Source organism: Flexivirga sp. B27, from assembly GCF_052905685.1.
Window position 1 is genome coordinate 80152 of the sequence record NZ_JBPYUM010000005.1, and the last position, 14242, is coordinate 94393.

10 protein-coding genes and 1 tRNA gene are annotated in these 14242 nt (G+C 67.7%); 9 read left to right on the top strand and 2 right to left on the bottom strand.

The features are described 5' to 3' along the window. The first annotated feature begins 45 nt into the window (after positions 1-45). The 5 genes from def to ACSZL9_RS17190 all read left to right on the top strand — a co-directional run bounded on the left by def (position 46) and on the right by ACSZL9_RS17190 (position 5292). Positions 46-621 (top strand): peptide deformylase, encoded by a 576-nt coding sequence (gene def / locus ACSZL9_RS17170; protein ID WP_446666741.1) that lies wholly within the window; start codon positions 46-48, stop codon positions 619-621. A 166-nt stretch (positions 622-787) separates the two neighbouring features. Continuing rightward, the gene (locus ACSZL9_RS17175) at positions 788-1657 is read left to right on the top strand and encodes an SMP-30/gluconolactonase/LRE family protein (RefSeq protein WP_446666742.1); all 870 of its coding nucleotides are present in this window, start codon (positions 788-790) and stop codon (positions 1655-1657) included. A gap of 75 nt (positions 1658-1732) precedes the next feature. Further along, a tRNA-Arg gene (locus tag ACSZL9_RS17180) sits at positions 1733-1805 on the top strand. 180 nt (positions 1806-1985) lie between these two features. Next, positions 1986-2384, top strand: a complete 399-nt coding sequence (locus ACSZL9_RS17185) for a (deoxy)nucleoside triphosphate pyrophosphohydrolase (RefSeq protein ID WP_446666743.1) — start codon at positions 1986-1988, stop codon at positions 2382-2384. A 13-nt stretch (positions 2385-2397) separates the two neighbouring features. Continuing rightward, positions 2398-5292, top strand: coding sequence for a DUF3427 domain-containing protein (locus tag ACSZL9_RS17190; RefSeq protein ID WP_446666744.1), 2895 nt, complete (start codon positions 2398-2400; stop codon positions 5290-5292). A 39-nt stretch (positions 5293-5331) separates the two neighbouring features. On the opposite strand, the gene ACSZL9_RS17195 is transcribed toward ACSZL9_RS17190, so the two are convergent. Next, a complete protein-coding gene (locus ACSZL9_RS17195; protein ID WP_446666745.1) occupies positions 5332-6477 on the bottom strand; it encodes an acyl-CoA dehydrogenase family protein in 1146 nt (381 codons plus the stop codon). A 79-nt stretch (positions 6478-6556) separates the two neighbouring features. On the opposite strand from ACSZL9_RS17195, the gene ACSZL9_RS17200 reads away from it, so the two are divergent. From ACSZL9_RS17200 to ACSZL9_RS17215, 4 genes are read left to right on the top strand one after another with little or no spacing between them, the layout of a single operon-like run. Further along, a complete protein-coding gene (locus ACSZL9_RS17200) occupies positions 6557-8329 on the top strand; it encodes an acyclic terpene utilization AtuA family protein (RefSeq protein ID WP_446666746.1) in 1773 nt (590 codons plus the stop codon). Then, positions 8326-9924 (top strand): acyl-CoA carboxylase subunit beta, encoded by a 1599-nt coding sequence (locus ACSZL9_RS17205; protein WP_446666747.1) that lies wholly within the window; start codon positions 8326-8328, stop codon positions 9922-9924. Before ACSZL9_RS17200 ends, ACSZL9_RS17205 begins: the two co-directional genes overlap by 4 nt. Before the next feature lie 10 nt (positions 9925-9934). Next, entirely contained in the window at positions 9935-11971 is a 2037-nt protein-coding gene (locus ACSZL9_RS17210) for an ATP-binding protein (RefSeq protein ID WP_446666748.1), read from the top strand. Then, positions 11968-12576 (top strand): TetR/AcrR family transcriptional regulator, encoded by a 609-nt coding sequence (locus ACSZL9_RS17215; protein ID WP_446666749.1) that lies wholly within the window; start codon positions 11968-11970, stop codon positions 12574-12576. The genes ACSZL9_RS17210 and ACSZL9_RS17215 overlap by 4 nt, the downstream gene beginning before the upstream one ends. A 6-nt stretch (positions 12577-12582) precedes the next feature. On the opposite strand, the gene ACSZL9_RS17220 is transcribed toward ACSZL9_RS17215, so the two are convergent. Next, a complete protein-coding gene (locus tag ACSZL9_RS17220) occupies positions 12583-14142 on the bottom strand; it encodes an acyl-CoA synthetase (RefSeq protein WP_446666750.1) in 1560 nt (519 codons plus the stop codon). Positions 14143-14242: the final 100 nt, after the last annotated feature.

The window sequence follows — 14242 nt, forward strand, 5'->3', positions numbered from 1 at the left end:
ATAATCTTCGTGGTCAAGTCAGTCCGTGCGGCAGGAGTTGAAGTTATGGCAGTCCGACCGATTACGGTCATCGGGCACAAGGCGTTGCACCAGCCGACCAAGAAGGTCAAGGAGGTCACGCCGGAGATCCGCACCCTGGTGCAGGACATGTTCGACACCCTCGACGCCGCCAACGGCGCCGGCCTGGCTGCCAACCAGGTCGGTGTGCGGTTGCGCATCTTCGTCTACGACTGCGCCGACGGCTCGGACGTCGCACAACGCGGCGTCGTCATCAACCCAACGCTCGAGAAGGGCACCGTCCCTGCCGGCGACCCCTCGCCCGAGGACGGCGCCGAGGGTTGCCTGTCGGTGCCGGGTGAGTGGTTCCCGACACCCCGCTCCGACTGGGCGAAGGTCACCGGCACGGACCTGGACGGCAACGAGGTCGTCGTCGAAGCGACGGGTGGCACCCTGGCCCGCTGCCTGCAGCACGAGACCGATCACCTCGACGGCAAGCTGTATGTCGAGAGGCTGACCCCGACATACCGCGGCAAGGCCCGTGAGGCGATGAAGGCCCGCGGCTGGGCCGCCGCTCACGTCACCAAGTGGGATCCCGAGACCCAGGAAGCCGAGAAGGTCTAGACCACCTCTCCGACCCCACAGGCACACGCCGGACCGACGCCGCAACCCATTCGCCGAGAGGCACCCCGTTCACCGAGAGGACCGCGGATTCGGGCCGGATTCGGCCCGAATCCGCGGTCCTCTCGATCATTGGGGGGCCTGTCGGCGAATGAAATAGTCTTGGGCCATGCGCGCCGAACCGATCGCGAAACCGCACGCCTTCCACGCCGAAGGGCCTGTCTGGTGGCCCGAGTGGTCACTCGAGGGCCCGGGCGAGCTCCGGTATGTCGACATGATGGCCGGTGACGTGCTCATCGCGCGCGGTGAGGACGTCGAGCGCATCCACGTCGGCACGGTTGCCGCTGCCATCCGCCCGCGGGGCGCCGGCGGTGCGTTGGTCGCGGTCGAGCGCGGTTTCGCCCTGTCGCAGAGCAACGACCTGTCCGATCTGCAGGTCATGCAACCGATCTGGGACGACCCGTCGGTGCGGTTCAACGACGGCGGCTGCGACCCGATGGGCAACTTCTACTGCGGCACGATGGCCTACGACCAGCATCAGGGCGGCGGGTCGCTCTACCTGCTCAGTGTCGAAGGTATGGCGAAACCCGTGCTGCACGACCTCACGATCGCCAACGGCATCGGTTGGTCACCGGACGGGACGACGGCATACTTCAACGACACTCCGACCAGGACGATCTGGGCGTTCGACTGGGAGCCGAAGACCGGGCTGACCGAGCGCCGTCCCTGGGTGCACCTGCCCGATGACGTGGCCGGCAGCCCGGACGGCCTCTGGGTCGACCAGGAGGGTGGCGTCTGGGTCGCGCTGTATGGCGGCTCGGCCGTGCACCGCTACGTCAACCGTGAGCTCAGCGAGGTCGTCGAGGTGCCGGGCGTGACCAATGTGACCGCGTGCACGTTCGGTGGCGACATGTTGCAGACGCTCTACATCACCACCACCCGGGAGAACGTCCCGCAGGGAGAGCAACCGCTCGCCGGAGCGGTATTCGCCGTCGAGCCCGGCGTCGGCGGGCTGCCGGTCGCGCCGTTCGGGGCCTGACGACCCAGTCGATTTCGCACCTGGGCACCCGCTCGGGTAGAGTAACTCCGCGTTGTGCAGGCGACTGCACACCAAGCACCCGTAGCTCAACGGATAGAGCATCTGACTACGGATCAGAAGGTTTGGGGTTCGAATCCCTACGGGTGCACGTACTGAGCCAAAGACAGTGCACAAGACCCCGATCGGATGCGATCGGGGTTTTCTCATGTCGGTCGCTCCATCGCGTCACGCACCCTGTTCGACCGCACACGTGCGCGTCGGCCCGACCGCACGACGGCCGGGCGCCATACACTGCCGGCACACCGGTCATCTCAGGGGAAAGGCAGTCATGGCCAAGCAGATCAATGTCGTCGGAGCGGTTCTGGTGCGTGACGGCACGGTCTTGGCGGCCCAGCGCGGGCCCGGTATGGCGCTGGCCGGCCACTGGGAGTTCCCCGGCGGCAAGATCGAGGTCGGTGAGTCGCCGCAAGAAGCCCTGGAGCGCGAGCTCCAGGAAGAATTGCTGTGCACCGTGAAGGTCGGTGATCACGTCGAAACCACTTCGTACGAATACGACTTCGGCGTTGTCACCCTCACGACATACTTCGCGACCCTGACATCGGGCGAGCCGCGCGCGACCGAGCACTCCGAGCTGCGCTGGATCCCGGTCGCAGACCTGCGCAGCGTCGAGTGGGCGCCCGCCGACATACCGGCGGTCGAGCGCACCATCCAGACGCTGACCGACTGACCACGAGCCGATCGTGCACCCCGTCACCAAGCAGCTTCGCGATGACACCGCGTTCGGCTTCCTCGACAAGAGCCTGGCCGCCGACCAGCTCTTCCACCCACTGCTGGTCTCCAACCGGGACGGCAACACCATGGTGCGCGCAATCCAGGCAGAGTTGCAGCGATCGAGCAGCTTCACGTTCTCGGTCGCGTTCGTCACGCCGTATGCCGTGGCGATCCTCAAGCAGGCCCTTCTCGACTTTGCCGGGACCGGCAGGATCATCACCTCGACCTACCAGAACTTCAATTCCCCCGCGGCGTTCCGGGAGTTGCTCAACCTCCCCGGCGTCGACGTCCACCTACATCCGTCGGGACGGTCGGGGTTCCACGCCAAGGGCTACATCTTCGATCAAGGCGCCAACACCACTGCCATCGTTGGCAGTTCGAACCTCACCAAGAATGCACTGCTGCTCAACTCCGAGTGGAACCTCCGGTTCTCCGCGCTCCCGGACGGCGATGTCGTCGAGCAACTCGGCCAGGCCGTCGAGGCGCAACTCGCGCAGTCCGAGCCGCTCACCCACGAGTGGATCGATGCGTATGCCGAGACCTGGCGGCCGCCGCCCCGTCGCTACGCACTGGAGCCGGACCCCGAGACGCTCCAGCAGCCCGGTGAAGTTGTTCCCAACCGGATGCAGGTGGACGCATTGGATCGGATCGCACAACTGCGGACGGCAGGTGAACGTCGTGGGATCGTCGTGTCGGCCACCGGGACCGGCAAGACCATCCTCGCCGCGTTGGACGTGCGAGCCGTCAACCCCGAGCGGATGCTCTTCGTCGTGCACCGGGAGCAGATCCTGGATCGTGCCATCGAGGAATTTCGCCGGGTCCTGGACGCCCCAGCATCGGACTTCGGGAAGTTCGCCGGAGCGACCCGCGAGCTAGATCGCAAGTATGTCTTCGCAACCGTCCAATCCCTCACTCGGGCAGACACTTTGGGCAGCATCGCCCCTGACGCGTTCGACTACGTTCTGCTCGACGAAGTGCATCGTGCGGGCGCGGCGTCATACCGCCGACTCATCGATCACCTCGACCCACACTTCTTCCTCGGCCTGACTGCCACACCCGAGCGCACCGACGGCTTCAACGTCTTCGAGCTCTTCGACTTCAACCTGGCCTACGAGATCCGTCTGCAGCAGGCGCTCGAGGACGACATGCTCGCGCCGTTCCACTACTACGGCGTCACCGACTTCGAGAAGGACGGCGAGGTCGTCGACGACACCACGCAACTCGAACTGCTCGCGTCCGACGAGCGCGCCGACCATCTCGTGCGTGCCCTGGAGACCTACGGCCATGCAGGCACGCCCGTCCGCGGGCTGATGTTCTGCAGCCGGACCGCCGAGGCGCACCGTCTGTCGCAACTCCTCAACGGGCGCACTGTCCACGGTCGTGCGCTGCGCACCGCCGTGCTCACCGGGGAGGATCCGATCACGTTGCGCGAGACGGTTGTTCAGCGACTCGAGCAGGGATCTCTCGACTACATCCTCACGGTCGACGTCTTCAACGAAGGCATTGACATCCCGTCCGTCAATCAGGTGGTGATGCTCCGGCAGACCGAGTCCAGCATCGTCTTCACCCAACAGCTGGGTCGCGGGTTGCGCAAGGCGGCCGGCAAGGACTACCTCGTGGTCATCGACTTCATCGGCAACTACGCGAACAACTACCTGATCCCGATCGCGCTCTTCGGGGACAGCTCGCTCAATAAGGACTCCATCCGGCGACGGATCATCGACGCGCAGGAGGCCGGTTCGATCGCCGGGCTCTCCAGCGTGAACTTCGACAAGATCTCTCGCGAGCGCGTCTTCGCGTCATTGGCACAGACAAAGCTCGACAGCATGGCGAACCTCAAGAAGACGGTCATCGAGCTGTCCCACCGCCTGGGTACGACCCCGGCATTGCTCGACTTCGCACGGTTCGACACTGCCGATCCCGTCGTTCTGGCCGGCAAGCAGGACAACTATTGGAATCTGCTGCGACGCATCAAGCTGGTCGACCACGTCCCGACGCCTGCGGCGAATGCCTTGCTGAGTTTCCTCACGCTCGAGCTGCTGAACGGCAAACGCCCGCACGAATTGCTGCTCCTGCAAAGGCTTTTCAGCCACGGCAGCGTGTCCCGCGCGGATCTCCCCGACTTCTTCGCACGAGAGGGATGCGCAGCGGACGAGCGGACGATCGACTCGACGGTGCGGCTGCTCTCGCTCGACTTCTTCACCGAGGCCGAGCGGACAAGGTATGGCGCGCCGCCCGTCCTCCTCGCGGATGACCGGATCGAACTCAACCCGACAGTGAGGGACCTGGTTGATGCCGACGCCACGCTCGCTCACCACGTGGACGATGTGATCCGGACGGGACTGTTCCTCGCCCGCCACCGCTACCGGTGGACCGGCGGCCTCGAGGTCGGCAAACGCTATTCGCGCAAGGATGTGTGCCGGCTGCTCAACTGGGCACGGAACGAGCAGAGCACCATGTACGGCTACAAGGTCGACCACGCCTCGGACTCATGCCCGATCTTCATCACGTACCACAAGCACGAGGATGTGTCGGCGAGCACGGCGTACGGCGATGCTTTCATCAACGAGTCTGCCTTGCACTGGTTCACCCGCAGCCGCAGGACGTTGGAAAGCACCGAGGTCAAGACGATCACGCAGAACGCCGTGCCGCTCTATCTCTTCGCCAAGAAGGATGACGCAGAGGGGACCGACTTCTACTACCTCGGCCGTGCACGATCCTCGGAGCCTCGCCAGACGACCATGCCCATCGCGGACAAGGAGTTGGACGTGGTCACCATGACGCTCGGCATGGAGTCTCCGATCGAGCGCAGCCTCTACGAATACCTGGTCTCGGAGGGCATCGACCCGCCACCGGCACCCTGACCCTCGCCCCACCGAGACGACGAGCTTGTCGAGCTCCCGTCAGGCGGGCAGGCCGTCGAGACGGGCGAGGACCTGCAGCATGACCTCGTCCGCGCCGCCGCCGATCGATCCAATCCGCGCGTCCCGGAAGAAGCGGCTGGTCCAGGTCTCCTCGATGTAGCCCATGCCGCCGTGGAACTGCAGGCACGTGTCGGCGACCTCGCGCGCGAGCCGGCCGGCGGTCAGCTTGGCGACCGATGCCATCCGGGTGATGTCCTCCCCCGCCATACGCGCCTCACACGTCTCGCGGTTGTGACTGCGCAACAGGTCCACCTGGGCCTGCAGTTCGGTCAGTCGGAAGGCGACGTACTGCTTGGAGGCGAGCGTGCCGCCGAAGACCGACCGCTCGGCGACGAACTGCCGCGTCTGCTCGAGAGCCTTGTCGCACTGGCCGACCGCGGCATACGCAGCAAACATCCGCTCGACGACGAACTGCACCATCTGCTGCTGAAATCCGCGGCCGGCCTCACCGATGGTGTTCGCGACCGGGACCCGGACGTCGTCGAAGACGAGCTCGGCCGTGTCGGAGGAGCGGTTGCCGAGTTTGTCCAGGGTCCGACTCACCGAGAAGCCAGGGGTCTTCGTCGGGACGAGGATCTGCGAGATGCCCCGGTAGCCGCCTTCGTCCGAGGTGCGGGCGAGCAAGCAGATCCAGTCGGCCTGAGCACCGTTGGTGATGAACATCTTTCGTCCGGAGATGACCCAGTCGTCGCCGTCGCGTCGAGCCCGGGTCCGCAGCCGGGCGACATCCGACCCGGTGTCCGGCTCGGTGACCGCGATCGCCGCGACGGCCGTGCCGGCGATGGCCGGCGCGAGGAACTCCGCCTTCTGCTCCGGTGTCCCGTGCGTTGCGAGTGACGGTGTCGCCATCATCGACTGCACGCCGAGCGCCATACTCACCCCGGCCGAGTTCATCCGGCCGAATTCCTCGCAGGCGATCATCTGGAAGGCGTGGTCCGCACCGAGACCGCCGTATGCCGGGTCGTATTCGATGCCCAACAGCCCCTGCTCGCCTGCCTTCGCGAAGACCTCGTGCGCCGGGAAAGCACCCTGCCTCTCCCACTCGTCGGCGAACGGATTGACCGCCGTGTCAACGAAATGCCGGACGCTGGCGCGAAAGTCGTCATGGTCGTCGGTGAACCGCATGATCCGACGCTAATGACCCGGTCGAGATAAAACAAGCACACTTGCTTGTTTTAGGGTGGTCGTGCCAGTCTGCGGTGTCATGAGCCCCACCACTGCCAGAGCACCCGAGCCCGACGTGCTGCGGATCGGGAACTGCTCCGGCTTCTACGGTGACCGTCTCGCGGCGATGCGCGAGATGCTCGAGGGTGGCCCGCTCGACGTCCTCACCGGCGACTACCTCGCCGAGCTGACGATGCTGATCCTCGGGCGCGACCGTGCGAAGGACCCCGGCCTGGGCTATGCACGCACGTTCCTGCGCCAGCTCGAGGACTGCCTCGGGCTCGCGCTGGACAAGGGAGTGCGCATCGTCGCCAACGCCGGCGGCCTCAACCCGCAGGGCTGCGCGAGCGCGGTGCACGATCTCGCGCAGCGGCTCGGCCTGACTGCAACCGTCGCCGTGGTGGACGGCGACGACCTCACCGACCGGGTCGCCGAGCTCGGCCTCGGCTCACCCCTCGCCGCCAACGCCTACCTCGGCGCCTTCGGCATTGCCGACGCCTGCCGGGCCGATGCGGACATCGTCATCACCGGCAGGGTCACCGACGCCTCCGTGGTCGTTGGCCCGGCGATCGCTCACTTCGACTGGGCGGCAACCGAATTCGACGCCATCGCCGGCGCCATGGCCGCAGGTCACGTCATCGAGTGCGGCACCCAGGCGACCGGCGGCAACTTCGCATTCTTCGGCGAGGTCCCCGACCTCACCCGGCCCGGTTTCCCGATCGCCGAGATCCGCCCCGACGGCTCGTCCATCATCACCAAGCACCCGGGCACCGGCGGCGCGGTCACCGTGGACACCGTCACGTCCCAGCTGCTCTACGAGGTCCAGGATGCGCGGTATGCCGGACCGGACGCAGTCCTGCGCCTCGACTCGGTGGCGCTCGAGCAGGACGGTCCCGACCGAGTGCTGCTCAGCGGTGCGCGCGGCGAAGCTCCTCCCCCGGAGCTGAAGGTGTCCTGCACCCGGGTCGGCGGCTTCCGCAACGAGATGACCTTCGTGCTGACCGGCCTGGACATCGACGCCAAGGCCGAACTCACCCGCCGACAGGTCGAATCCGCGCTGCCGGTGCGGCCGGCCGAGCTCGCCTGGACGCTCGCTCGGACCGACCACGACGACCCCGACACCCAGGAGCGAGCCGCCGCGACGTTGACCGTCGTGGCCCGCGACCCCGACGAGGCGAAGGTCGGCCGTGCGTTCTCCGGCGCCGCGGTCGAGATCGCGCTCGGCAGCTACCCCGGGTGCTTCCTGACCAGCCCGCCCGGGCGCGGCAATGCCTACGGCGTCTACGAGCCGCGCCACGTGCCGCAGGACGTCCCCACCCACACCGTGACGCTGCCCGACGGCACCCGACACCTCGTCGCCGCGCCGCCGACGACGCAGTCGCTCGAGCCCCTGCACGACACCGCGCAGCCGGTGACCGACCCCGGCCCGGTCGGGGACGGACGCACGGTGCACGTCCCGCTCGGCACCGTCGCCGGCGCCCGATCGGGCGACAAGGGCGGCAACGCAAATATCGGTGTCTGGGTGCGCTCGGATGCCGAATTCGCCTGGCTGGAGAGCTTTCTCACCGTCGAGCGACTGCGCGAGCTGTTGCCCGAGACCCGTGACCTCACCATCACGCGGACCCGCCTGCCCCGCTTGCGCGCCCTCAACTTCGTCGTCGAGGGTCTGCTCGGCGAGGGCGTCGCGTATGCCGCTCGGTTCGACCCGCAGGCCAAGGCACTCGGCGAGTGGCTGCGGGCGCGACACGTCGACATACCCGCCGAGATTTTCGCCGGATTCGTCTCGCACGCAACGAAGGAAACCCGTTCATGACCACCGTGCGCAGCACCTTCGACCCGACCACCGAAGAGGCGCGCGCCAACGCCGACGCGATGGTCGAGCAACTCGCCCAGCTCGACGAACAACTCGCCCTGGCCGTCGCCGGAGGCGGTGAGCGCTCCGTGGCCCGGCATCGTGCCCGCGGCAAGCTCACCGCCCGCGAACGCATCGACCTGCTGCTCGACCGCGACGCGCCGTTCCTCGAGCTGGCACCCGTCGCGGGCTACGGCAGCAAGTTCACGGTCGGCGGCAGCGTCGTCGCAGGCATCGGCGTCGTCGAGGGCGTCGAGTGCATGATCATCGCGAACGACCCCACGGTCAAAGGCGGTTCGAGCAACCCCTCCTCGGTGCGAAAGACCCTGCGGATGCAGGAGATCGCCCGCCTCAACCGGCTCCCGGTGATCAGTCTGGTCGAGTCCGGCGGCGCGGACCTGCCGACACAGAAGGACATCTTCATCCCCGGCGGTGCGACCTTCAAGAACCTCACCCGGCTGTCCGCTGCGGGCATCCCGACGATCGCGATCGTCTTCGGCAACTCGACCGCAGGCGGCGCCTACCTGCCGGGCATGAGCGACCACGTCGTGATGATCGAGGAACGCTCCAAGGTGTTCCTGGCCGGACCGCCGCTGGTCAAGGCCGCGACCGGTGAGGAGTCCGACGACGAGTCCCTCGGCGGCGCGTCGATGCACGCCCGGACCTCCGGCCTGGCCGACTACTACGCACTCGACGAGCAGGACGCGATGCGGATCGGCCGACGGATCGTGGCCCGCCTCAACTGGCGCAAGGCCGGCCACCCGACCACTACGGCACCGTTGCCGCCGCGCTATTCCCCGGACGAGCTGCTCGGGATCGTCCCGGCCGACCTGAAGAACCCGTTCGACCCGCGGGAGATCATCGCCCGCGTCGTCGACGACTCCGACTTCGACGAGTTCAAGCCGCTCTACGGCAGCTCGTTGGTCACCGGCTGGGCACAGCTGCACGGCTTCCCGATCGGCATCCTGGCCAACGCACGCGGTGTGCTCTTCAGCGAAGAGGCCCAGAAGGCAGCGCAATTCATCCAACTGGCCAACCAGACCGACACGCCCTTGCTCTTCCTGCACAACACGACCGGCTTCATGGTCGGCAAGGAGTACGAGCAGGGCGGCATCATCAAGCACGGAGCGCTGATGATCAACGCGGTCTCCAACTCGACGGTCCCGCACATCTCCCTGCTCGTCGGCAACTCCTACGGCGCCGGGCACTACGGCATGTGCGGGCGCGCCTACGACCCGCGGTTCGTCTTCGCCTGGCCGAGCGCGCGCAGCTCCGTGATGGGCGCGCAGCAACTCGCCGAGGTCACCTACTCGGTCTCGAAAGCCTCCGCGCTCGCCCAGGGCAAGCCCTTCGACGAGGAGGGCGCACTCGCCATACGGGCAGCGATCGAGGATCAGATCACCGCCGAGTCCCTGCCGCTCGTGCTGTCCGGCCTCGTGTATGACGACGGGATCATCGACCCCCGCGACACCCGCTCCGTGCTGGGCATCGCGTTGTCCGCGATCCACAACGCACCCGTCGAGGGGACGTCCTCGTTCGGCGTCTTCCGGATGTGAGGAAGTGCAGATGACAACCGCTCGACCCATCACCAGCGTCCTGGTCGCCAACCGCGGCGAGATCGCGCGCCGAGTCTTCGCGACCTGTCGGCGACGCGGCATCGCGACCGTGGCCGTCTACTCCGACGCCGACAGCGCCAGTCCCCATGTGACAGAAGCGGATTCGGCCGTCCGGCTGCCGGGCGCAACTCCTGCCGAGACCTATCTGCGTCGCGACCTGATCATCGAGGCCGCCCGGCGCGCAGGTGCGGACGCCATCCACCCCGGCTACGGCTTCCTGTCCGAGGATGCCGACTTCGCAGCGGCTGTCCAGGACGCCGGACTGACCTGGATCGGCCCGGATGCCAACGCAATTCGGCTGATGGGCTCCAAGGTCGAGTCGAAGCAGCGGATGGCCGGTGCCGGCGTCCCCGTGCTCGACCGACTCGATCCCGACGCCATCACCGAGGCCGAGCTGCCGATCCTGGTGAAGGCGTCGTCCGGCGGTGGCGGGCGCGGCATGCGAGTCGTCCGTGACCTGGCCGACGTGTCCGAAGCGGTCGAGAGCGCCTCCCGCGAAGCTGCGAGCGCCTTCGGCGACCCGACGGTGTTCTGCGAGCGCTATCTCGAGGCCGGGCACCACATCGAGGTGCAGGTCATGGCCGACGCGCACGGGACGGTGTGGGCGATCGGTGAGCGCGAGTGCTCGCTGCAGCGGCGTCATCAGAAGGTCATCGAGGAGGCGCCGGCACCGCTGGTCGAGCGACTCGGCGGCGACCTGCGCGAGCGCCTCCTCACCGCAGCCCGCAACGCCGCGGCCGCCGTCGACTACCGCGGCGCCGGCACCGTGGAGTTCCTCGCCGACGAGCGGGGCGGCTTCTGGTTCCTGGAGATGAACACCCGCCTGCAGGTCGAGCACCCGGTCACCGAGTCGGTCACCGGCCTCGACCTCGTCGGGCTGCAACTGGACGTCGCGGCCGGTGCGCCGCTCGAGGGCCCCGAGCCGACGATGAGCGGGCACTCCATCGAGGCGCGCTTGTATGCCGAGGACCCCGCCCACGACTGGCAGCCGCAGACCGGCACCTTGCACGTCCTCGACGTGCCCGGCGTCTCGGCCGAGTTCACCGTCGCGCCGACGCACGGGATCCGGCTCGACTCCGGAGTGGGCGACGGCAGCGTGGTGGGTGCGAACTACGACGCGATGCTGGCCAAGGTCATCTCCCGCGCGCCGACCCGGGCCGAAGCCGCCCGCGAGCTCGCGACCGCGCTGCACCGGGCGCGCATCCACGGGCTGACCACCAACCGGGACCTGCTCGTGGCGAGCCTGCGGCACCCGGACTTCCTGGCCGGAACCGCCGACACCCGCTTCTACACCGAGCACGACCCGTCGGAGCTGACCCGCGACGCGGTGCTGGATCCTGAGCTCGCCGCCGTCGTCGCGGCCGTCGCGGACGCGGCCGACGAACGCGGTCGGGCGGTCGCGCTGAGCGACATACCCAGTGGGTTCCGCAATGTTCCCAGTGGTTTTCAGCGGCGCACGTATGCCGGGGGAGATCGCGAACTGCCGGTCGGTTACCACCTCACGCGTAGCGGTCCGGAGCTCGAACAGTTGCCCGCCGGGGTGGAGCACTTGGCTCTGTTGTCCGCCGAGCCGACGGAGGTCGTGCTCGAGATCGACGGCGTACGACGCGGCTATCGCGTCGGCCGCTTCACCGCGGACGGGGGGCGAGGCGACTCCGTCGTCGTGGAGGGCGCGGACGGCAGCAGCACGCTGACCGCAGTCCCTCGATTCGTCGACCCGTCGACGCAACTGCACACCGGCGCGCTCGTCGCCCCGATGCCCGGCACCGTGGTCCGCGTCGCCGTCAAGGAAGGCGCCCGGGTGGCGGCCGGCCAGAACCTGTTGTGGCTCGAGGCGATGAAGATGGAGCACGCGGTGACCGCGCCGACGGCGGGCGTCGTGACGCAGCTGCCGGTGGTGGTCGGCCGGCAGGTTGAGCAGGGTGCGGTGCTCGCGGTCGTGGAAGACAGCACGGAAGACAGCACGGAAGACGCTCCCGCACAATGAGTTCGGCACCCGCTCCCAAGCAGGACCGCGCCCGGGTCACGCGGCAACGCATCCTGGAAGCTGCCGTCGAGTCGCTGGCCGTCCGCGGTTGGGACGCGTCGACGGTCTCGGTCATCGCCGCGGACGCCGGCACGAGCCGGGGCGCGCTGCAGCATCACTTCCCGACCCGGGAGGACCTCATCATCGCCGCGCTGGACCACATGTTCGAGAAGCGCGCAGCGCAGATGAGCGGTCTCGTCATACCCGATGTGACCGGGGAGACGCGGGTTGCCGCGGTCGTCCGCACCGTGGTCGACCTCTACCTCGGCTCACTCTTCCGGGCATCGCTGCAGGCGTGGAACGCCGCCGCCACGGATTCCGCGCTGCGCGACCGGATCCGGCCGCTGGAGCAGAAATTCGGCAGCGGTGTCCACGAGCTGACCGTGCACCTGCTCGACGTCGACGACACCGATCCGCACGTGCGCTCGCTCATCCAAGCCACGCTCGACATGGCACGCGGCCTCGCGCTGGCGGACGTGCTGACCGACGACTCGCGCAGGCGGCGGAGAGTGGTCGACGCGTGGGCCGCGCAGCTGGCCGCCGCGCTCGCGACACCGGAGGGCTGAGGTGCGTCAGCGGGAGACCTGACCGGCCGTCCCGCCCCACGTCTGCCGGAGAGTGCGCTTGAGGATCTTCCCGGTCGCGTTCCGTGGCAACTCCTCGACGAGGTGGATCTGCTTCGGCGCCTTGAACCTCGCGACCCGCTCACGGGTCCAGTCGCGCAGCTCGTCGGCGGTGACGCTCCCGCCGTCGCGGAGCACGACGACTGCGGCGACGCTCTCGCCCCACTGCTCGTCCGGGACGCCGATGACCGCCACCTCGGTGACGTCGGGGTGCTCGTAGATCACCTGCTCGACCTCGATCGGGTAGACGTTCTCGCCGCCGGTGATGATCATGTCCCGCTTGCGGTCGACCAGGGTGTAGTAGCCGTCGGCGTCGACCGTTGCCATGTCACCGGTGTGGAACCACCCTCCGCGCAATGCGTCGGCCGTCTCCGCAGGCCGATCCCAATATCCGGCAAAGACATTCGCGCCTTGGACACACAGCTCGCCGACGGCACCGACCGGCACCTCGCGGTCCTCCTCGTCGACGATCTTGAACTCGTTGAAGTTGACGGGCCGGCCGATCGACCCTGCGTGGTCGACCACGTCCTCGGGGGCGAGGCAGGCGGCGATGGGCGAGGTCTCGGTCAGCCCGAAGCCCTCGGTGAACTGCATCCCCTGCCCCTGCAGCGAACGTATGACGGGGATCGGGCACGGAGCACCGCCGGAGACGGCGAAGGTCAACGCGGACAGGTCGTGGTCGGACCCGGGCATGACCTGCGCGATCGCCGCCCACATGGCGGGAACGTTGAATGCCTTGGTGATCCGGTACTTCTCGGCCGCCTCGATCCACTCCTTGGGCACGAAACTCTCGGTGATCGCGACGCACGCGCCGATGAACAGGAACGGCATGGTGTGCACGCCCAGTGCACCGATGTGGAAGAGCGGGGCAGCGGTGAGGGTGACGTCCTCGCGCCCCAGTCCGGAGCCGAACCCGAAGAGATTGACGGCGTTGTAGAAGAAGTTGCGGTGCGTCAGCATGGCGCCCTTGGGCCGCCCGGTCGTGCCCGAGGTGTACATGATCACGCAGGTGTCCGTCTCCCGCACGTCGCGCACGACCCGGTCGGGGGCACCGCTCTCGATCAACTCCTCGTAGTCGGCGCCCACGCCCGCGGCACGCTCGGCCGCCATCGCGATCTGCAGGTGATGGCGCACGGACGGGCTCTGCGCCATTGCCTCGGCGGCTGTCGCAGCGAGAGCTGTGGAGGAGAAGAGGACGATCGCGCCGGAGTCGTTCAGCACATAGGCGACCTCCCGCGCGGACAGCCGGGCGTTCACCGGGACGCTGATCGCGCCGAGTTTGGCGACCGCGAAGTAGAGCTCCATCATCTGCGGGCTGTTCAGCGTCAGCATCGCGACACGATCACCAGGCCGAACACCCTTGTGGCTCAACGCATCCGCCAACCGATTGGTGCGCGCTTCGAGCTCCCGATAGGTGGTCACGGCATCGCTCGTGACGTCGATGAGTGCGGGGCGGTCGCCATTGCGGAGAGCGTGCACCGTCACCCAGTTGCCGAAGCCGTTGTCCATGTCTGGTCTCCCATGCTCGGAATGCCGCGCGCACCGGCCGGTGCAGTGGACCTTAATCCGCGCCTTCTGACAAAACAAGCACTCTTGCTTGTTTTTCCGC